The organism is Massilia sp. Dwa41.01b (genome assembly GCF_014171775.1).
Lineage (GTDB): Bacteria > Pseudomonadota > Gammaproteobacteria > Burkholderiales > Burkholderiaceae_D > Telluria.
This window is the reverse complement of the sequence record NZ_CP050454.1, coordinates 3,442,633-3,462,299: the sequence shown is the minus strand read 5'-3', so window position 1 is coordinate 3,462,299 and position 19,667 is coordinate 3,442,633. Positions and strand designations below refer to the sequence as shown.

The following is a 19,667-nucleotide window of genomic DNA, read 5'->3' as shown; positions in this document are numbered from 1 at the left end:
TGCCAACTTGGCAAGAAAAGAAGTGCCTGCCGCCGCTCAGTTCACCATCACGGTGCTGCTGCCCCCGCCACTCGGCCGCACCAGGATCTTCGCCGCGATCCGCTCCGTCATTTCGTGCACGTGCGAGATCACGCCGACTTTCCTGCCCATCGATTGCAGGGCGTCGAGCGCGTCCATCGCCACCCCCAGGGTATCGCTGTCGAGCGAACCGAAGCCTTCGTCGATGAAGAGCGATTCCACCCGTACCCGGTTCGAGGACAGCGAAGCCAGGCCCAGGGCCAGCGCCAGCGACACCAGGAAGGATTCGCCGCCCGAGAGCGAATTGACGGAGCGGATCTCGCCGCCCATGTCCTGGTCGCGCACCATCAGCGCCAGCGAGGGGGCGCCCGCGTTGTCGACCCGCTCCAGGCGATAGCGCCGCGCCAGCTGGTTCAGGTGGCTGTTGGCGTAGCCGAGCAGGACGTCGAGCGTGAACTGCTGGGCGTAGTTGCGGAACTTCTTGCCGTCGGCCGAGCCGATGAGTTCCGACAGGCGTCCCCAGCGCGCTTCGATCGCCTGCTGGCGCTCGATCTCGGCCAGCATCGCCTGCGCCTTTACCCGGCGCGTCGTCATGAAACGCCTGCAGGCGCAGGGCGGTGGCCTGCTCGTGCACGGCGCTGCGTTCTTCCAGCACGGCGGCAAGCGCATCGGCCACGGCCGCGCCGTCCGCCATGGCAGCGTCCTGCGCCGCGCTTTCCTCGTGCAGCGTACGCTGGCTCTTGCGTTCGGCCAGCACGGCGGCGGCCTGACCAGCGCCGCGTCGAGTGCCGCCAGTTCGCCGCGCTCCGCCGCCATCCAGGCCGCGCCGACCGCGAGCAGGCCCGCCAGCCTGGACTGGTTGTCGACCGGTTCAAGGTCGCTGTGGTGGACCGCGTACTCCTCGATCCAGTCGGCCAGGCGCGCGGCGGCGTCGCGCGCATCGTCCTGCAGCGAGCCAATGCGTTTCCGGGCCTGGGCCAGGGTAGTGCGTACGCGTGTCTCGACCGCCGCCGCGCCCGTCGCCAGGGCCTGGCGCGAGGCCAGCAGTTCCCGTGCGCCAGTGACCGCACGGCGCAGTGCGTTTTCCACCTCGCCGACGGCGCGGCCGTCAAACAGGGCGACGCGGGCGAGGCGCTGTTCGCGCAAAGCGCTTCGCTGCGCTCGAATGCTTCGGCAGCCGCAGCCGCGGCCCTGGCGGCGTGTTCGGCGCGTACGGCGGCCTCGCGCTGCGCCGCGTCGAGCGAGGCGAAGGCGGCGCGCTGCTCGGCCAGCTGCGACGATTGCGCGTTCCATGCCTTGGCCTCCGCGGCACGCGCGGCATGCCATTGCGCCGGATTGCGGCGCCACAGCGCCCGCCAGCCGTCACCGGCGGACTCGCTCAGCACGGCATCGAGCTCCGTCAGCACGGCCGCCAGGGCCGCGCCTTCGCGCTCGCGCTGGGCCCCAAGGGCTTTGTGCTCGGTCTCGAGCGCGGCGAGCGCGTTGCGTGCATTCTGGGCGCTGCCCTGCAGGCGCCCGTGCTCGGTGGTGGCCGCCTCGAAGGCCGCCTGCGCCGACTCGCGCGCCTGGGCAGCGCGGCGCGCCGCCTGCTGGCGTGTGTCGACTGCCGCAAAGGCTTCGATCACGGCCGCCGTCTGGGTTTCGAACCGGGCTGGCGCTCGCCCGCGGCAGGGGCATCCTGCGCCACCGGACTGGCCTGCCAGGCGGCGTCGAGTTCAGCCAGGTCTGCCGCCAGGGCGATGCGCTCCCGCGTCGAGCGATGTCAGGCGTTCGCCGCTGGACTCGACCTGGGCGCGTCGCGTCGCCTGTTCCGACAGGTTGCGCTGCACCCCGGCGCGGCGCTCGGCCACCTGGCCGCGCAGCAGGTCGAAGACCGCATGCAGGCGCTCGTCCTGATGGGCATAGGGGTGGGCTTCGCTGCCGCAGACCGGGCAAGGCTCGCCATCGACCAGCGCGCCGCGCAGGGCCTCGACCTTGTCCGCGATGGCCAGTTCGGCGGCGCTCAACGCATGCTCGGCCTGGGCGGCAGCGGCTGCCAGGGCGGGTTCGGCCGCTGCGGCTGCGGCCAGTGCGGTTTCTGCCGCCGCGCGCGAGGCGCGGGTGCGTTCGCGTTCGGCATCGATGCGTGCCAGGTGCTCGCGCGTGAGGTGCAGGCCTTTGGCGATGCGCGTGGCGGTGGCCAGGGGCTTCGCGGCGCGCCTCGAGCGCGGCGCGTTCCGACTGCAAGGCGTCGAGGTCGAAGCCGGCCAGTGCCTTTGTCGCGTCCTGGCGCGCGCTATCGAGTTCGGCGATGCGTGCCGCGGCGCGTTCGGCGGCGTCCTGCGCCGCTTGCGCGGTGGCGGCCGCGTTCACGCGGGCGCGCTCGGCCTTCGCCAGCGCCGCCAGGCTGGCTTCCTCGGCCGCGGCGGCTTGCGCGGCCTGGTGGAACAGCTTGTCCCAGCGTGGCCATTGCAGGGCCAGGGTCTCGTGACGGCTGTACGCGGCGAGCCATTCGGCACTGCGCGCGGCGGCCTGCCGGGTCTGCGCCAGCCGGGCTTGCGCATCTTCCAGCAGTGCACGCGCGCGCGCGCCGTCGGCCGCGGCCTCGTCGCGCCGGCTGGCCAGCTGGGTATGGGCGCCGGCCAGCGTGGCAATCGTCGCATCCAACGCCTTGGCGCTGTCCAACTGCGCCGCAGCCTGCAACTGTGCCGCTTCCGCTGCCTCGAGCGCGGCGGCGGCATCCTGCACTTCCTGCACCGCCTGGCGCGCCGCGTCGACGGCACGCGCCAGTTCGCCCTGGCCGTTCGCCAGCGTGGCCTCGACCTGCACCCGCTCGGCATCCAGGCGCGCCAGTTCCGTCATCAGGGGCCGCGCGGCTTGCACCTCGTCGAGCGTGGCCAGGCGCACGCGCCTTTCCTGCGCCGCTGCCACCTGCGATTGCGCGTCTTCCAGCTGCGCCTGCGCCTGCGCTTCGCCCTGGCGCAGGCGTTCGCTTTCCTGGTGCCAGCGCAGCTGGGCCTCTAACAGCGCGCGGCGCACGTCGACGGCCTGCAGCGCCACCTCCGCCGCGGCGCGTTCGGCGTCGAGCTGCTCGCGCGCCTCTTGCGCCAGCGGCGCGTGGTCGGCCAGGCGCGAGCTCAAGCGGCGCACGGCGTCCTGCTCCTGTTTATAGCGCTCGTAGGCGCGCTTCGAGATCTCGCTGTAGACGGCGCTGCCGGTCAGGGTTTCGAGCAGCTCGCCGCGCTCGTTCTCGTCGGTTTTGAGGAAAGCCGAAAACTCGTTCTGCGCCAGCAGGACGGAACGGGTGAACTGCTCGAACGAGAGGCCGATGCGGGCCGCGATTTCTCCCGCCACCTCGGTCTTGGTGCCGCCCAGCGGCGCCAGTTCGGGCAGCCGGTGCAGGGTCATGTTCGAGGCCTGCAGCAGGCCGCTGACCCTGTTGCGCGAACGGCGCACACTCCAGCGCGCGCGGTAGTGGACGCCGTCGTTGCCGACGAAATCGACTTCCGCATGGCCCTCGGCCGCACCGCGGCGCAGCAGGTTGCGGGCGTCGAGGGTCGATACCGATTCGCCGCCGGCGTCGGGCAGGGCGCCACGGCTGCCGCGTCCCTGCAGGCGCGGCGTGTTGCCATATAAAGCCAGGCAGAGGGCGTCGAGCAGGGTGCTTTTTCCCGCGCCGGTCGGGCCGCTGATGGCGAACAGGCCGCTTGACGCCAGCGGCTCGCTCTCGAAGTCGACGCAAAAGTCGCCCGCCAGGGACGCCAGGTTGCGTCCCGCGATACGCAGGATCTTCATGCGCGCTCCGTGTCGCCGGGCAGCATCAGTTCGGCAAAGGCCGTCAGCTGATCAATCGGCGCGTCTTCGCCGAAGCGCTGCTGCCACAGGCGGCGAAAGATGTCGTCCGGCTGCAGCTGGGCCAACTGGTCGAGCGTCAATGCGTCGGCGCCATCCGCGCGCGTGACGACTTTACGGGTCGGTTCGATCTTCGCCAGGCGCACCGGCTTGCCCGCAATCGCGGCCTCCACCTGCGCGCGCAGGCCCGGCTCGGGGCCGTCGAGCAGCACCCGCACTTCCAGGTGGGGCCAGCATTGCGGCGGCAGGTCGGGATCGAGCTCGAGGGCGTCGAGCGCTCCCAGCACCTCGGGCAGAGGAGCGGGCTTGGGCGGCACGCGCAGCAGCTCGACCGCGCGCGGCACGAACAGCGGCGTGACCTCCTTTGCCACCGGTCCATCGAGGTCGATGCGCAGCACCTGGTGCTGGTAACCGATCTCCGAGAACGACAGCGGCAGGGGGCTGCCGGAATAGCGCAGGTGGTCCTTTTTCCAGACGCGCTGGGCCAGGTGCAGGTGGCCGAGCGCGGCATAGGCGATTTCGGGATCGAAGATCGAAGCAGGCAGCGCCTCGGTGCCGCCGATGACGATGCGCCGCTCGGAGTCGATCGAGGACTGGCCATCGACCATGTGGCAATGGCCCATGGCCAGGATCGCCTGGCCGGGGTGGCGCCGCGCCTTCGCGCGTTCAAAGGCCTGGCGGTAGAGCAGGGCGATGCCGTTCAGGTAGGCGTCGCCTTCGGTATCCGGCCGCGGGACGTCGCCCGGGCGCAGGAAAGGCACGCCCAGGCACCAGGCCTTGACCTCGCCCATCTTGTCCCTCAGGGGCACCACCAGGCGCTCGAGGTCGATCGTGCCGTCCGGGCCGCGCACGACGTTGCCGATCACGATGGTGCCATGCGCTTCCAGCAGCGGGCCGGGCGCTTCCAGCCGGCCAGGCGAATCGTGGTTGCCGGCGATGACGACAATCTGCAGCCGCGGCGCGCGCGTTTTCGCCTGCTGCAGGAAACGGTAGAGCTGGCGCTGGGCGGCGGACGAGGGATTGGCGTTGTCGAAGATATCGCCCGCGATCAGCAGCGCGTCGGCTTCTTCCTGCACGATGGTATCGAGCAGCCAGTCGAGGAAGCACTGGTGTTCGTAGGTCCGGTCGTAGTTGTGCAGGGTCTGGCCAAGGTGCCAGTCGGAAGTGTGCAACAGCCGCATGGAGGATCGCGTTCGGGTCTTGTGAGGGATGGGATGCTTCGGCTGCACTATAGCGCAGCTGCCGGGCCGCTTCAAAAAATTTCCGGCATCGATGTGCGGCGGATGCCGATTCGTCATTAGAATATTTGCATGAGTATTTACGAGAACCAGTTGCACCTGTCAAAAGCGGACGCCAGGGCCCTGCACCTGGCCGCCCAGGGCCTGTTGCAGCCGCGCCGGCGCAAGGCCACCAGGTCCGATGTGCTCGATGCCATCCGCCGCATGGTCATGTTGCAGATCGACACCATCCACGTCGTCGCGCGCAGCCCTTACCTGGTGCTGTGGAGCCGGCTGGGCGATTACCAGCCCGCCTGGCTCGACGAACTGCTGGCTGAAGGAAAGCTGTTCGAGTACTGGGCGCACGAGGCCTGTTTCGTTCCCGTCGAGGATTACGGCCTGTATCGCCACCGCATGCTCGACCCGGCTGCGATGGGCTGGAAGTATTCGGCCACCTGGATGCGCGAACGCGCGGGCGAGGTGGCGGCGCTGCTGGCGCATGTGCGCACCCACGGGCCAGTGCGCTCGTCGGATTTCGAACGCACCGATGGCAAGGCCAACGGCTGGTGGGAATGGAAGCCGGAAAAGCGCTCGCTCGAGGTGCTATTCACGTCGGGGGCGCTGATGATCGCGCGCCGCCACAATTTCCAGCGCGTCTACGACCTGGCCGAACGCGTGCTGCCGGGCTGGGACGATGCGCGCATGCCCGCGCTGGCGGAGGTGCGCCGCACTTTTGCACTGCAGACGGTCAAGACGCTCGGCGTGGCGCGCGCGGCCTGGGTGCCCGACTATCACCGCACCCGCCGCCCGCATGTCGACCTGGCCGCGCTGGCGGACGAAGGCCTGCTGCTGCCCGTGCGGGTGGAGGGCTGGAACGAGCCGCTGTACGTTCATCCGGGCCACCTGGAGCTGGCGCGCCAGGCCGAGCAGGGCAAGCTGGCGCCGACCTTGACCACGATCCTGTCGCCTTTCGACCCGGTCGTGTGGGACCGGCGCCGCGCGCTCGAACTGTTCGATTTCGATTACCGGCTCGAGTGCTACACGCCGGCCGCCAGGCGCCGCCACGGCTACTTCACGCTGCCGCTGCTGCGCCGCGGCCAGCTGGTCGGCCGCATCGATGCCAAGGCCCACCGCGCCGGCGGCGTGTTCGAAGTCAAGGATGCCTGGTTCGAGCCCGGCCTGCGACTCACGGATGCCTTGCTGCGCGACGTGGCCGCGGCGCTGGCGCGCTGCGCCCGCTGGCACGGCTGCCCGCAAGTACTGGTTCAGCGCACCGAGCCGCTTGGACTGGCTAGACGGTTGGCCCCGCTGGCTGGCGAGACCGAGGCGGCATGAGCCTGGCGCCGGCCCCGGTCGATGTGGTCGGCAGCGACGGCCTGCCGCTGTGCGGGCGGTTCCGGGGCCTGGCCGGCGCACCCGGCTGGACGCACCTGGCAGCGCCACACGCACGCGGCGCCCTGTGGCGGCGCCTGCACCACAAGCGCTGGCATTTCGTGGCGCTGGCGACCGAGGAGGTGTTCTGCGCCGTGGCGGTGGTCGACATCGGCTGGAGCAACACGGCCTTTGCCTATGTGTTCGACCGCGCCACGGGCGCTTTCCTTGATGCGTTCTCGCCGCTCGGCCTTCCGGGCTTGACGGCCAGCGTCGGACACACGGCAATGGAAGGCGCGCGCTTCGCATTGCCGGGGCGGCGCATCGTCATCGACGCGGATGGCGCACACGGGCACCGGCTGCAGGTGCGCGCCGGCGGCATGCGCATCGACGCCCGCTACGCAGGCGAGGGGCCGCGCCTGCTGGCGGTCGGGCCGACACTGGACGGCGGCGCCGTCCACAGCACCCAGAAGTCGCCCGGCCTGGCCTTGGAGGGCAGGCTGGAAGCGGGCGGGCGCCACTACCGGTTGGATGGCGGCACCGCCAGCTACGATTATTCGAATGGCCTGCTGGGGCGGCAGACGCACTGGCGCTGGATCTCGGCGCATGGGCCGCGGCTCGGTTTTAACTTGCAAACAGGCTATTTTGGCGACGCCGAGAACGCACTCTGGCTCGATGGCGAACTGATCCCGCTGGGGGCGGTGCGGATCGCCGTCGAGGCGAGCGGCGCCTGGCAACTCGACACGGAGGACGGCTTGTTGGCGCTGCGCTTCGTGCCTGAGGGAATGCGCCACGATGACAAGCACCTGGTGGTCGCGAGCAGCCGCTTGCGCCCGGGGAATCGGCCGCTTCGACGGCTGGGTGCGCGTGCGGGCTGACGGCCCGCGCCATCCGGTCAGCGACCTGTGCGGCCTGGCCGAGGACCACCGCGCCGTCTGGTAAGAGACAAGACAAAAAGCAACGCAGCGCATGCAGGGCGGTTGACCCGCACGTCGCCAGGGACTCCCACGCGTTTGCGATATATCAAACCTGCATCACGGTGGCTCCCTAAACTACTAGTTCCTTCGGGCTGATGAGAACGACACAATACATTCAGCCTCACCAAAACCAGTATGTCCAGCCAGGCGCTTCCCGCGTATGTACGCGGAGCATGCTCCTGCGTTGGCGACACCGAGAGGAGACCGAATGCTTACCGCGACCTATACGCTCGTTGCGCTGTCTGTCGAGCAGACAAACCTGCGCGTCAGCCTGCATGCCGTGCACCAGCTCGTCCAGAAAGCCTATGCCCGCCAGACTGCGCTGACCCATGGCCAGGCGGAATATGTATGCGATACCCTGCGTCGCCTGTATGAAGGCAGCCTGCGCCGCAAGCTCGATACCTTCCTGCTGCCGGCGCTGCGCGGTAGCGGCCCGGATGCCGACCCCCTGCTGCGCGAGCTCGACATGCTCAGCCGCTGCGCCGCCGACGCCCGGGCGACGCCTGCCGCCTGCAGGAAGAGGGCATCGACGACGAAGAGACAGTGGACGCCTTCTGCGCCGCCGTCGAACGGTTCTGCGCCGCCCTGACGCAGCGCTTCGAGCGCGAGGAGCGCGAACTGTTCCCGGTCGCCCGGGCGGCCATTGCGGGCGAAACCTGGTTTGCGGTTGCCAACCAGATGCTCGCGCACGAGGCCTACCGCGAGGAACGCCGCAGCCGCGAGCCGCCCCCTGCGGCCCGGGCCGCGCGCAGCGAACACGCACGCAGGCAGGGGCCACCCGTCTACGCGCACTGACCGGCGCGCCTTGCCGGCGTGGATTGCCCCGGCAAGCTGCCGCGGCGCGGTGCGTGGACGGTTTGCTGGCGGACCGCGTTGCCGGGTACGACCCGCGTCCCGCGCGCCTGCCGGGCGCGCCAGAAAAAGCCGCCATGTTTCTTTGTTATGATGGGGGTTTTGGAAGCGCGATTTCATCATGTTCGAATTCCTATTCAAGCGCCAGGGCGGCAAGTCCGGCGAAGGGCGGGGTGCGCAAGCGGACGGCCCAGGATCCGGCGCGGGCGGAGCGAACGCCCCGTCAGCCGGCACCGGCACCGGTGCCGCCGGTGCCGCCGCGAACACCCGCAAGCGCGAGCAGCAGGCCGAACAGCTCAAGTCGCTCGGCGGCGACGAAATGCGCGCTGTCGAATTCATCCTGCACGCCGATTTTTCCGAGCTGCGCCTGGCCGCGGCCGAGCACCTGCACAGCCGCGAAGCGCTCGAACGCGTGCACACGGCCATGCGCAACCTCGACCGCCGCGTCGCCAAGCTGACCCAGGCACGGCTCGATGCCCTGCGCCACCACGACGCCGAGCTCGCCCGTGGCCAGGCCGTGCTCGACAGCGCGCAGGCACTCGAAGGCGACGCGCACCTGACGCCGAACCAGGTCGCCGACCTCGACCGTAAATGGTCGGTCATCAAGGCGCCGGAGCTGGCCGAGGCTTTCGCCGCCGTGCGCGCCCGGCTCGGCACCCGCCTGGAAACGCAAGTGCAATTGCAGCGCGCCATGATCGACCGCCTGGCGGCGCTGCGCCGCCTGGAAACGGCCGGGTTGAATGCCGCCGAGCTGGCGGCCAGCCTGGAACGCATGGGGCAGGAGCAGGAAGCTGCGCTGGCCGCGCCCGAACACGCCTCGCTGCCGCGCGCGCTGGTGGCGGAATTCGCCGCCGAGCACGCACGCCTGCATGCCAGCCTGGCCACGCTCGAACAGGCCGGGGCGGCGCTGGCCGCACGCGAGGCCCTGCTGGCCGAATGGCAGGCCCAGCCTCCAGCCGAACTGCATGCCGACAACCTGCGCAAGGCCTGGCAAAAGCTGCCGGCACCGCCGGCCGATGTTGCCGCGGCCGCCGCCGCCGCGCTGCAGGCACGCTTCGATGCGCTGCTGGCCAGCCTGCCGCAACCGGTGCGCAAGCGCGAACCCGCGCCGGTCACGCACGCTCCGGGTGCCGCCCACGGCGGCCGGCAGAAAGGGCCGGATGCCGGGCACACCCCAGCGCCGGACCATCCGGAGAGCGAGGGCACTGCAGATGGCCGCCACGCCGCCGGGCCCGCCCGTCCACCAAAGGCGCCGACCAGGGCTTCATCGACATGATGGACGCGCTGGAAGCGGCCCTCCAGCAGGGCTCGCTCGGCACCGCGGCCGAGCTCGACAAGTCACTGAAGGAGACCAAGGGCACGGGCATGCGCCTGACGGCCGCCCAGGCCGACCGCCTGGCCCAGCTGCGCGCGGAACTGAAACGCCTGTCCGACTGGGCGCGCTGGGGCGGCAACGTCTCGCGCGAAGAGCTCATCAAGACGGTCGAAGGCCTGACGACCCAGAACCTGCCGATGGCGGAACTGGCCAAGAAAGTGGGCAGCATGCGCGAGCGCTGGAAGGCGCTCGACAGCCTGTCCGGGGCGGCGCCGAAAAGCCTGTGGGAGCGCTTCGACCGCGCCTGCAGCGCCGCCTACGCCCCGGCCGCCGCACACTTCCGCCACCTGGCCGACGAGCGCCACGCGAATGCCGCGCGCGGCGAGGCGCTGGTGCAGGAAGCCGAGGCCGAGATCGCGCGCCTGCAGTCCGGCGAAGCCGACTGGAAGCACGTGGCCGGCACGGTGCAGCGCCTGCGCCTGGCCTGGAGCCACCTGGGCGCCATCGACCGCAAGGACAAGAAGCGTCTCGACCAGCGCTTCGGTGCCGCGCTCACAACCCTGCAGGGACCGCTCGAAGAGCAGCGCAAGATGGAAGTGAGCGGGCGCGAACGCCTGATCGAGGAAGTCGCGGCGCTCGACCCGCACGACCGCCACGCCGTCGACCGCCTGCGCGACATCCAGGCCCGCTGGCAGGAACATGCGCGCGCGCTTCCGCTCGAACGCAAGGCCGAGCAGGCCTTGTGGCAGCGTTTCCGCGCCGCCTGCGACGATCTGTTCGCGCGGCGCAAGGAGAGCGCGCACGCGGCGGACAATGAGCGGCGCGCCCACGAGACGGCGAAAGAGGCGATCAGCGCCCGGCTGGAAGCGGCCGCGCCTGACGCCACCCCCGCCAGCGCCGGCAAGCTGCTGCGCGAGGCGGCGGCCGAATGGCAGGCGATCGGCCCGGTACCGCGGGCCCACGAGGCGCGTCGAGAAGCGCTACCACGAGGCCGTGGCCAAGGTGCAGCACCACGCCGACCTGGCCCGTCGCGCCGCCGGCATGCTTGTTGCCGGCGCCGTACGCGACAAGCTGCGCACCTGCCAGGCGCTGGAAGACGCACTGGCGCGCCAGGACGTGGTGCTCGATGCCGGCGAGTGGCGCCAGCGCTGGGCCGCCCTGGTGCCTGCCGGTGCCGAGTACGACACGGTACTCGACGCCCGTTTCGAGGCCGCCTTGCATGCCACGGACGGCGACCGCGGCGCCTACGCCCGCCTGCTCGAAGCGAACCGCACGACCCTCCTCAACGAATTGCTGCGCCAGGAAGTCGCGGCAGGCATCGACAGCGGCGCCGAATTCGCGCGCGACCGCTTGCGGCTCCAGGTCGAGGCCCTGCAATCGACGCTGAAAGCAGGCGGCAAGGACAGTGGCAAAGGCGCGGGCAAGGGAGTCGGGCAGGGCGCAGGACAGGGCGCAGGACAGGGTGCGGCCGCGCAGGGCTTGCGCAGCCTGCGCGCTGCCGGCCCTGGCCGACGAGCGCACTGCCATGCGCGTCGAGCAGCTCGTGATGCGCACGGCGGGCGAGGCCAGGTGAGCGCGCCAGTGGGTGCGCAGGTGATTGCGCAGGCGATCGCGCCTTCAAGCGGGCAAACGGGCCAGGTGCGCGTCCAGAGCGCCGACTTCGACCTCGGCCAGGAGCTGGCGCGCCTGCGCGAGAACGACGCCCGCGTCGGCGCGGTCGTCAGTTTCGTCGGCACCGTGCGCGACATGAACGAAGGTTCCCAGGTCGCCGAGATGGAACTCGAGCACTATCCGGGCATGACGGAGCGTGCGCTGGAAGACATCGTGGCGCAGGCGCATGCGCGCTGGCCGCTCTACAAGGCCCTGGTGATCCACCGCGTCGGCCCGCTGAAGCCCATGGAGCAGATCGTCCTCGTTGCCTGCAGCGCCGCCCACCGCGGCGAGGCCTTTGCCGCCTGCGAGTTCATCATCGACTACCTCAAGACCGACGCGCCATTCTGGAAGAAGGAACAGACGCCAGAGGGTGCGCGCTGGGTCGATGCCCGCATCAGCGACGACAGCGCCAAGGCGAAGTGGGTCCAGGCTTGAACTGGCTGGCGGTGGGCGCCGGCGCGGCGATCGGCGCCTGGCTGCGCTGGGGCCTCGGCAACTGGCTGACGAACGCGCACGCCCAGCTGCAGGGGGGCACGCTGGCCGCGAACCTGATCGGCGGCTACCTGATCGGCATCGCCCTCGGCTTTTTCTCGGGCAACCCGCACATCGCGCCCGAGTGGCGCCTCTTCATCGTCACGGGCTTTCTCGGCGGTTTGACGACCTTTTCGAGTTTTTCAGGCGAATCAGTAGTACTTATGCAACGCGGCGCCTACGGCTGGGCGCTCGCGCATACGCTGCTGCACCTGGTCGGTTCGCTTGTCCTGTGCGTCGCCGGCTTCGCCACCTGGCGCGCCTTGCGCGGCTAGTTTCATAGGGAAAGCCCGCGCAGATCGGCCTGGCCCTGGCGCCGGTATCGCCCGGCGATCCCACCGGTCCTGTCCACCGCGACCGCTTGAGCGGACAGGGCATGCATACCGATTTACGACTCCTTGAGACTTACTAGTGGTAAACTTTCCGCGAACAAACTTCTTGGAGCCCGCTGTGACTACCGTTCAACGACCGACCGCTGCTTTCGTGGGTGCTTCCTGGGGTGCGCTGATCATCGGCGCGGCTGCCTTCCTGTGGGGACTGTGGAATGCCCAGATGCAGCTCAACGAAAAGGGCTATTACCTGTCGCTGCTGCTCTACGGTTTGTTCGCCGCGATCTCGCTGCAGAAATCGGTGCGCGACCGCAGCGAGGGCATTCCCGTGACGGGTCTGTATTTCGGCCTGTGCTGGTTTTCGCTGTTCGCCGTCATCGCGCTGCTGACGGTCGGCCTGTGGAACGCGACGCTGGCGCCGAGCGAAAAGGGTTTCTATGCGATGTCCTTCGTGCTGAGCCTGTTCGCCGTGGTCGCCGTGCAGAAGTCAAGCATCATATTGAATAAACCGTAAACAACCTTAAATTTCTCATAGGCAAACAGCTGGAAAATATCGAGCTTGACAAAAAAATGTAAATAGCGCACTGTGCAATGGTGTCATTGCAGAGAAGTGTAAACAAATGCGTAATCCGTTTGGTATTCGTCATTTTCGACTGCAGTCGGGCGAGAATTTCGTCTCACTGGTCGATTCCGAGAGCGGCGCCCCTCTCATTGAACCGACTTTATACGCATTAAAGAATCTACGGTCCAGACACTTAGCCGTAAACACCATAGAGGCACACTTGCGTGCAATTATGGTGTTAGAACTGGCCTGCCGCATTCTCGATATTGACCTGACCGAGAGGTTGAAATCAAGCAAACTACTCTTACTTTTCGAAGTTGAAAGAATAGTTGACCTTTGCAAACAGAAGCTCGAGCGTATCCTACCGCTCCTGGAAGTCAAGGAAGTTGCGTTGCATGGGCGCAATGTGAAAATTATGAAGCTGTACCAAAAGCTTCCTACAGTCCCAAAGCGAGATGCGATAACATCCTATCGCGACCGAGTTGCCTACATACGCGACTACGTCAACGAGAGAGCCCTGCGTGCTCTATATTCGCTTGACCGAGATAACGAGCGATACCTCCGACTCGAGACTGCACGGGTTCACACGTTCGAGATGTTTGATGCGAGGGTTCCTGCAAGGCCCAAGCCGAAGGAACAAAGCACTTCCTTAAGTGAGTCGCAAATCAATGACTTGTGGCGCATTACCGACCCCCTGGCTGACGAAAATCCCTTCCGAGATGAATTCGGTCGCTATCGCAACGCTCTTCTTATGCAGTGGCTCATCCTTTTGGGATTGCGTCGTGGCGAATTATTAGGTATTAGACTTGAAGATATCGATTGGCAGCGCGCCGTCGTCCGGGTTCTTAGGCGCCAAGATTCTAAGGTAGATAAGCGTCGTCGGCCTGCAAAAGTCAAAACCATAGAAGGTGAAATTCCGCTGTCTCATGACCTTATGGCAGCAACTTACGAATATATAGTTTCTCCAAATTTACGAAAATCACAAGCACAAGACGATATGCCATTTCTATTTTTGGCACGAGGCGGTGGAGCGTTGACAGAAAGTGCACTTCAACATATTTTTCGGAAGATTCGTGAGTCGTGTCCCGCGCTACCCAAAAAATTATCATCTCAAATGTGCCGCCATACATGTAACTACATCTTATCACTTGGGTTCGAGAGAGATGGGGTATTAGACACGGATGAAGCCCAACGGCGTAGAGTTCTGATGCGGTGGTCAGCGATATCAACGATGCCCGACCATTACAACAAGCGTCGCATCAAAGAGAAAGCGCATCAATCGTCATTGAAAGCACAGAATGAACAATATGCCAAGCGTCACACATCCAAACACGACGGTATCAAATAGATTCTCGGGTCGTTTCGAAATATCGGCTGTTGCAACAACTGCAAATGGTGTGGTCTTTGACCCACGAAGCGACCTGTGGAGTTTCAAGGATGGTACCAAATCCGTGCATATCGATTTTTCGAGTCTGGTCGAACTTGGTGAGGAGCTGCACTGGGGATTACGGAAGACACTTATATGGACGGCAGAGAACTTGGCCGCAGGGACATTGAGCGCTACATTCGAGAATCTCTGCCGTTTGTGTAGAGTTATCAAGGGAGGCGCAGATGGCTTGACTAGAAGTTTTACGGCGGTCAGTCTTCTCAATGCGCGCAACGTGTTAAAAGAATCTGACCCGAGCGAAATTTGTTTTCGAAGCTGCAGGCCTTTTCTAAAACGCATGGGTAAGCTTGGTTTTCCTGGAATCTCTGCGTGCGGAGCAAAGTACTTGTCAGAGACTAAACTTCGCGGCGTTACAAGCGGTAGTGTAATTAGTCAGCTAGACCCGGTTGTTGGTCCATTTACAGACATGGAACGGGAGACTATATTTGATGCGTTGTATTCAGGTTACGCAAACGGCAGTATTCCGCTTTCAAGATATGTGCTGGCTTGGCTAGTCGCGTTATTTGGGCAGCGTCCTAAGCAATATGCGCTTCTCAAATTATTGGACCTTCAAATTATACGCGAGGACAGTCGTGAGCGCTGTGTTTTGAAAATTCCACAGGTTAAAGCACGGGGTGAGGCAGAACGGAGTCGGTTCCAGGAAATGGACTTAATACCTGAGTTGGCTGCGTTGATGCTTGAGTACAAGAGCCAAATGCTGAACCAATATGTTGGTTTGCTCCCCGACCCCGAGTCTGGTCCTCTTTTTCCAAGTAGGGGAAAGAGCGCTGGCGCGAACGTTAAGGGTTTTGAGTATCACATGTTGGCGGTGACGATAACGGACGAGATTCGTGCCACGTTTTCTAATCTTAGCGCCATCAGCGAAAGAACGGGTGCGCAAATGGTATTTAATGTGTATCGTTTTAGGTACACGTTGGGTACAAATTGTATACGGGAGGGGTTAGGGGTAGCGGGAACTGCACTCAGACTTGGCCATACGACGACTATAAGCGTGCGGCCGTATGTGGCGCTAGCGGGTGCATTCGAGTTACACGATAGGGTCGAGTTTTCTACTGCTGCGCGATTGGGGACTATTGCCCAGGCATTTAAAGGCGTGTTGATAAAAACTGTGACTAACGCAGACTTAGACCCGGCACTTCATATCACCAGTCCTATAATCGACAAATCAATGCAAAAAGGTGTAGGTCGATGTGGCAAGGAGGACTTTTGTGGCTTTAATAAGCCGATTGCTTGCTACACTTGTTTTCTCTTCAATGCATGGCTGGATGGCCCACACCAGTTAGTGTATGACTACCTTGAGAAAGATAGAGCTCGGCTTTTGAAGGCCGGCTGCTCAGCGGCCATTGTCAGCGTGAATGATAGGGCAATGATGGCCGTCGCCAGCGTAATTGTTCAGTGCGCTGATGAATATTCGAAGAGGTCGTCTTCAGGTGACGTATCGTGACATCCTCAGCAACATTTATCCCATTTCCGAGCTCGACGGCGTTACTAAATCTTCGTAGGTTTGTTGCTCTGTGTCGGGATGAACTGACCGTCTATGGGGCAATAGATTTTGACGCGGACAAATGGGAAGTCGGAACGGCGCTTAATTCGGATAACAAACGTGGGAATAGCAGCATTTCGTTTTGCACCTTTCTTACAGCGCGGTCTCGTGCCAATAAAGTGCCCTTAGCCGCCGGATTTTCAGATTTTGCTAAGGGCTATATTCGATATATGCATGCAATCGAGCCTGTAAGTGCCACGCCGACCTTGACACGACTTAGGGCCTTACAAATGGTCGAGCAGGCGTTAGTTGGAAGGGGTGAATTCTGCCCTACGAAAATCACGTCGACCACTTTTGATGAGGCGGCAAGCCTTGCAAAAAAACATTTTGGTGTCGGTAAGGCCTATCAAATTGGGAATGCTCTTAGCCGTCTAAGTCGCTTCATTGATGACAATCGGCTGTCGAGAGTGGGAAGTGCATGGACTAACTTTTTAGCTGTACCAACTGATTTTTCTGTCAAGCTTGGTATTGACTTCGATGAGCGTCGCAGCGAGAAACTCCCGATGCAAGAGCATTTGGAAGCATTGGGAGAGGCGTTCCATCGAGCTGAGAAACCTCGTGACTTGCTGGTGTCGTCCGTCTTGGGTCTGCTTATTTGCCAGCCAGGTCGACTAAGTGAAGTGATACGTCTGACTGTCGACTGTCTGGTTCCAAGGGGGGACGGCAAGCCTGGGTTCCTGCTGCGCTATTGGGCCGCTAAGGGCGGGGGGGCAATTCTAAAGCCGGTGTCGGCGACTATGTCTGCGGTTGCACAGGAGGCCGTTAAGAGGCTGGTCGATTACTCTGCGCCGGCTAGGGCGTTAGCTCGACACTACGAGGCGTACCCTGGTCGACTCTACCTGTCTAAAAAAAACAGTCATTTGCGTTTAAAGCGGTTGCTTTCAGCACGTGAAGTCGACAATATTTTGTGGGGCGATTCAGCTCCGATTGGCGATGGAACGGATGCAGAGTCTGACCGTAAAACACTTTCAGACGTATTGACGTGGTGCGGAAGAAATGACATTGGGGTGGGCGACGATTTGCGTGGCGCCCCCGGAAAAATTAGGGCGATAGACGTGCCGCGGATTCGGTTTGCTGAATTGCAACGAAAAATTATCAGCATGCTTCCTGTTGGATTTCCAATATTTCATAAACGAAGCGGACTTAAGTACAGCGAAGCCTTGTGCATTTCGCGAGTACATGAATATAATCCTCGCAAGAAAACTTTGGTATGCATGTTAAGGCCTGTTGGGGAGTACGAAATCTCTCGGGCTGTTGATGAGAGTACCGCACGTAGTATGCCTTCATTGTTTAAAAGTACCGGCGTGTGTGACAGCGAAGGAAGGCCAATTAGGATTCAGTCACACCAGCTGCGACATTTTTTGAACACGATTGCGCAAAGCGCGAATATGGATGCCTTCGATATTGCGGCGTGGTCCGGGCGAAAGAACGTCGCTCAGAATTCGGCGTATGACCATGTGAGTGCAGCGGAACGTATTGAAGAGATGCGCGATTCTGTTGGACGCGCTACCGCCTCCTTCGCTCCCCCTGTCTCCACAAAGACTTACATCCCGATTCTTCGTTCTGAATGGTTGGCGAAGCGTGTTCAGGCCGGGCATACGACGGATTTGGGATACTGCGTGCACGATTTCGTGATGATGCCGTGCCCGAAATTTGGTGACCATATAAGCTGCGACGAGCATGTGGTCGTGAAGGGGGATGCGGTTGTCGAAACGCGTCTTCGGGCCTCGTTGATGGAAAATCAATTGCTGGTTGAGCGCGCGTTAGCTGCTCTTAACGCTGGCCAACTATCCGCAAAGATTTGGCTGGAAACGCATGAGGCTAATGTCGAGAGGTTCAAGCAAATTGTTAGTATTCTGGATGACCCGCGGGTTGAGGCCGGAGCGCTGATTCGCCTGTCAGGTTCTGAATCACTTTCCAAAGTGGGTGAGGCTGGTCGCCTACGGGCGGCGATGGAAGCCACCACTCCAAGCGTAAGCGTCGGTAAAATAGGGGGTGAGCCTAGAACCCCCTTTGCGAGTCCGGTGATGGTACTTAAAGATGCGAGCGGCAAAGTTTCGGACGAACAGCAGGGCGGCCAGAAGCGACTGCTAAACAGCAGGCGTAAAGGCGTAACGAGGCGCGCAGATAATGAATAAGGTTCGGGCTAAGAACATAGATGACGAGATTGTCCGTGTCGCAGTTCAAATCATTGACGCTTGGCCAACGAATAAACTTACATGGGACTTTCTGATTGAGGCACTGACCGCCGCCGGTCTTCCTACGTACACGCGCCAAGCCCTAGACCGACAACCCCAGATAAAGTCCGCATATACCATTCGTGTGGGAATGTTGCGGGACCAACGGTCACAGCATAAAAAATCGCCAGCGCTTAGCGAGGAAGTCCGCGACCCTCGCGTTCAATCACTTGAGGCGACTGTTACAAGATTGACTGCTGAGAATCGATTTCTTGTAGAAAAATTCATGCGATGGCTGTACAACGCTACAGCGGCTGGGATGTCTACGGACCAGTTGGACCTTCCGTTGCCCGATATCGACCGAAATTCGCGGCCTGATACGGACGTTTCAGTTAAGGAAAGTAAGAAACCCCGTAAAATAAAAAAGTAGAGGACCAATGCGCTTAGACCTCTAGAAGTAGGTCCGAACCCGCAGCTCGGTCGTCTATTGGAGGGCCACGGGAGCGTTCTTAACTGCAGCGCATCCTGAAGCTTGTGGACAGCGAGTCTTGTTCGATGTGCGCTCTGTTGTTCGGATGGCAATACCGGCTTTGTTTTATTCTACTGCTCGTCCATGCATACTTCGGTCGTTGAGGAATCATTGCCGTCTCGTTTGCCGGAGCTGTGGACACTATGTTTGTCACGTACTCATTGTATTTGCGGACACACGTACCATGTATCAGCCTCTCGTAGCACCGTTTAACACGTCAGCAAACGACTCAGATGGGTCATGCTGCTGAGGCACCGTCAGCGGTCCGGACTGCCCTGCAAGTTCCTCGACAACCGAAAGCACACGGGGCGGGGCACCTTCCACGTGCATTTCTGCCGCTCTGAGTACAGCATCAAGTCGACCCGCGCGTAGCGCATCGAGCGGTGTCCCCTGGAGTGATGTCCTGATGCTAGTGAAAAACCAGTATTGAGAACCCGGGTCACGTGGTGACAGCACACGGGCGACCTGTTCAATATCGGTACGCTTCACACTGGCATCTGCATAAAAAGTGGGGAAGAAACTACGCCCTTGAGGTCCGGTAATTGCAAACAGCCTACCTTCTGTCAAGGCATCGCTCAGCCAGTCGCGAGTTACACCGACCTCCTCGCAAAACTCATCAATGCCTAGCAATTCTCTGCTCTCAATCCTTTGCACAACCAGCTGTGCTGCGCGCGCGTAAGCTTCTGCCATGGCGGCGTTGCCAGCGGCGATTGATTCTGGCGTTGGTACCGTGGAGGGCGGGTGCTCCCTCATCCGGGTGAACGCTACCTCGGCAATAAGGTCTTCTTCTTGTGCGCGCTCCCACTCGTCTTTGGTAGGAATTCCTGCATGCTCTGGCCAGTCCGCTGGCAAATAGTCCGGCAATTTCCTAGGCATATCGCCCCCTCTCATCAACTGTCTCGGTAGCAAAGTGACGAGCGCAGCAGGCCTCGAAGTCTCTATGGCAGCAGCAAATCTACGATGTCGATGCCTAGAACGTGGGCCAGCTTTTCCACGTTATCTAATGAAACTGTAGCGGCAGCGGTTTCGACTCGGGACAAAAACACTCTTGAGAGGCCAGATTCTGCTGCAAGTGCCTCTTGGCTGAGACCGCGTTTAGAACGCCACTCGCGTAAATTGCGGGCAAACCGCTCTCGGGCGGTTAAAAATTTGAAGGGAGCGCTCATGTGCCAGCAGCATGTGCGAATCCCCATAGTACGTCTATAAAGTATAGTATACAATATTTCACGATACGGCATGCACATGACCGCTTCGTGAGCAGCACCCTCTGAGGCGATGGAAACGGCTGCCTTCAACCCTAAAAACTTCATTCACA

The 19,667-nt window shown here is 63.0% G+C and carries 17 protein-coding genes; 12 read left to right on the top strand and 5 right to left on the bottom strand.

Going from position 1 to position 19,667, the window contains the following annotated elements; translation table 11 throughout:
- Positions 1 to 36 precede the first annotated feature (36 nt).
- The 3 genes from G4G28_RS26540 to G4G28_RS15820 form a co-directional block, all read right to left on the bottom strand.
- The gene (locus G4G28_RS26540; RefSeq protein ID WP_229507677.1) at positions 37 to 1,164 is read right to left on the bottom strand and encodes an SbcC/MukB-like Walker B domain-containing protein; all 1,128 of its coding nucleotides are present in this window, start codon (positions 1,162 to 1,164) and stop codon (positions 37 to 39) included.
- A gap of 216 nt (positions 1,165 to 1,380) precedes the next feature.
- Positions 1,381 to 3,792 carry an AAA family ATPase gene (locus G4G28_RS26535; RefSeq protein WP_183107568.1) on the bottom strand — a complete coding sequence of 804 codons (2,412 nt, stop codon included), beginning with the start codon at positions 3,790 to 3,792 and terminating at the stop codon, positions 1,381 to 1,383.
- A complete protein-coding gene (locus tag G4G28_RS15820; protein ID WP_183107567.1) occupies positions 3,789 to 5,030 on the bottom strand; it encodes an exonuclease SbcCD subunit D C-terminal domain-containing protein in 1,242 nt (413 codons plus the stop codon). The genes G4G28_RS26535 and G4G28_RS15820 overlap by 4 nt, the downstream gene beginning before the upstream one ends.
- A 129-nt stretch (positions 5,031 to 5,159) precedes the next feature.
- Here G4G28_RS15820 and G4G28_RS15815 point away from each other — a divergent pair, with 129 nt between their 5' ends.
- The 12 genes from G4G28_RS15815 to G4G28_RS15760 all read left to right on the top strand — a co-directional run bounded on the left by G4G28_RS15815 (position 5,160) and on the right by G4G28_RS15760 (position 17,784).
- Positions 5,160 to 6,401: a winged helix-turn-helix domain-containing protein gene (locus tag G4G28_RS15815; protein ID WP_183107566.1), complete on the top strand. Its 1,242-nt coding sequence runs from the start codon at positions 5,160 to 5,162 to the stop codon at positions 6,399 to 6,401.
- The gene (locus tag G4G28_RS15810) at positions 6,398 to 7,315 is read left to right on the top strand and encodes a DUF2804 family protein (RefSeq protein WP_229507676.1); all 918 of its coding nucleotides are present in this window, start codon (positions 6,398 to 6,400) and stop codon (positions 7,313 to 7,315) included. Before G4G28_RS15815 ends, G4G28_RS15810 begins: the two co-directional genes overlap by 4 nt.
- Positions 7,316 to 7,622: 307 nt before the next feature.
- A complete protein-coding gene (locus G4G28_RS15805) occupies positions 7,623 to 8,003 on the top strand; it encodes a hypothetical protein (protein WP_183107565.1) in 381 nt (126 codons plus the stop codon).
- On the top strand, positions 7,958 to 8,209 hold the full coding sequence (locus G4G28_RS15800; RefSeq protein ID WP_183107564.1) for a hypothetical protein: 252 nt from the start codon (positions 7,958 to 7,960) through the stop codon (positions 8,207 to 8,209). Before G4G28_RS15805 ends, G4G28_RS15800 begins: the two co-directional genes overlap by 46 nt.
- Before the next feature lie 178 nt (positions 8,210 to 8,387).
- Positions 8,388 to 9,542, top strand: a complete 1,155-nt coding sequence (locus tag G4G28_RS15795; protein WP_183107563.1) for a hypothetical protein — start codon at positions 8,388 to 8,390, stop codon at positions 9,540 to 9,542.
- Positions 9,539 to 11,128, top strand: a complete 1,590-nt coding sequence (locus G4G28_RS15790; RefSeq protein WP_183107562.1) for a DUF349 domain-containing protein — start codon at positions 9,539 to 9,541, stop codon at positions 11,126 to 11,128. The genes G4G28_RS15795 and G4G28_RS15790 overlap by 4 nt, the downstream gene beginning before the upstream one ends.
- A gap of 61 nt (positions 11,129 to 11,189) precedes the next feature.
- On the top strand, positions 11,190 to 11,669 hold the full coding sequence (gene moaE, locus G4G28_RS15785; RefSeq protein WP_182991845.1) for a molybdopterin synthase catalytic subunit MoaE: 480 nt from the start codon (positions 11,190 to 11,192) through the stop codon (positions 11,667 to 11,669).
- Entirely contained in the window at positions 11,666 to 12,040 is a 375-nt protein-coding gene (gene crcB / locus G4G28_RS15780) for a fluoride efflux transporter CrcB (RefSeq protein WP_182991844.1), read from the top strand. The genes moaE and crcB overlap by 4 nt, the downstream gene beginning before the upstream one ends.
- A 175-nt stretch (positions 12,041 to 12,215) precedes the next feature.
- The gene (yiaA, locus tag G4G28_RS15775; RefSeq protein ID WP_182988991.1) at positions 12,216 to 12,608 is read left to right on the top strand and encodes an inner membrane protein YiaA; all 393 of its coding nucleotides are present in this window, start codon (positions 12,216 to 12,218) and stop codon (positions 12,606 to 12,608) included.
- Between the two features lie 268 nt (positions 12,609 to 12,876).
- Positions 12,877 to 14,004 (top strand): tyrosine-type recombinase/integrase, encoded by a 1,128-nt coding sequence (locus tag G4G28_RS15770; protein ID WP_182988990.1) that lies wholly within the window; start codon positions 12,877 to 12,879, stop codon positions 14,002 to 14,004.
- Positions 13,955 to 15,547, top strand: a complete 1,593-nt coding sequence (locus tag G4G28_RS15765) for a site-specific integrase (protein ID WP_182988989.1) — start codon at positions 13,955 to 13,957, stop codon at positions 15,545 to 15,547. Before G4G28_RS15770 ends, G4G28_RS15765 begins: the two co-directional genes overlap by 50 nt.
- A complete protein-coding gene (locus G4G28_RS15760) occupies positions 15,544 to 17,784 on the top strand; it encodes a hypothetical protein (RefSeq protein ID WP_182988988.1) in 2,241 nt (746 codons plus the stop codon). The genes G4G28_RS15765 and G4G28_RS15760 overlap by 4 nt, the downstream gene beginning before the upstream one ends.
- 757 nt (positions 17,785 to 18,541) lie before the next feature.
- On the opposite strand, the gene G4G28_RS15755 is transcribed toward G4G28_RS15760, so the two are convergent.
- Positions 18,542 to 19,228: a hypothetical protein gene (locus tag G4G28_RS15755; RefSeq protein ID WP_182988987.1), complete on the bottom strand. Its 687-nt coding sequence runs from the start codon at positions 19,226 to 19,228 to the stop codon at positions 18,542 to 18,544.
- Between the two features lie 62 nt (positions 19,229 to 19,290).
- Complete coding sequence (locus tag G4G28_RS15750) at positions 19,291 to 19,518, bottom strand: helix-turn-helix domain-containing protein (protein ID WP_182988986.1); 228 nt, start codon at positions 19,516 to 19,518, stop codon at positions 19,291 to 19,293.
- Positions 19,519 to 19,667: the final 149 nt, after the last annotated feature.

What these genes read in the sequence shown, in the direction of transcription:
- G4G28_RS26535 (WP_183107568.1), bottom strand. Translation starts at nt 3,792, where the DNA reads ATGAAGATCCTGCGTATCGCGGGACGCAACCTGGCGTCCCTGGCGGGC.
- G4G28_RS15820 (WP_183107567.1), bottom strand. Translation starts at nt 5,030, where the DNA reads ATGCGGCTGTTGCACACTTCCGACTGGCACCTTGGCCAGACCCTGCAC.
- G4G28_RS15815 (WP_183107566.1), top strand. Translation starts at nt 5,160, where the DNA reads ATGAGTATTTACGAGAACCAGTTGCACCTGTCAAAAGCGGACGCCAGG.
- G4G28_RS15810 (WP_229507676.1), top strand. Translation starts at nt 6,398, where the DNA reads ATGAGCCTGGCGCCGGCCCCGGTCGATGTGGTCGGCAGCGACGGCCTG.
- G4G28_RS15805 (WP_183107565.1), top strand. Translation starts at nt 7,623, where the DNA reads ATGCTTACCGCGACCTATACGCTCGTTGCGCTGTCTGTCGAGCAGACA.
- G4G28_RS15795 (WP_183107563.1), top strand. Translation starts at nt 8,388, where the DNA reads ATGTTCGAATTCCTATTCAAGCGCCAGGGCGGCAAGTCCGGCGAAGGG.
- G4G28_RS15790 (WP_183107562.1), top strand. Translation starts at nt 9,539, where the DNA reads ATGATGGACGCGCTGGAAGCGGCCCTCCAGCAGGGCTCGCTCGGCACC.
- G4G28_RS15765 (WP_182988989.1), top strand. Translation starts at nt 13,955, where the DNA reads ATGAACAATATGCCAAGCGTCACACATCCAAACACGACGGTATCAAAT.
- G4G28_RS15755 (WP_182988987.1), bottom strand. Translation starts at nt 19,228, where the DNA reads ATGCCTAGGAAATTGCCGGACTATTTGCCAGCGGACTGGCCAGAGCAT.
- G4G28_RS15750 (WP_182988986.1), bottom strand. Translation starts at nt 19,518, where the DNA reads ATGAGCGCTCCCTTCAAATTTTTAACCGCCCGAGAGCGGTTTGCCCGC.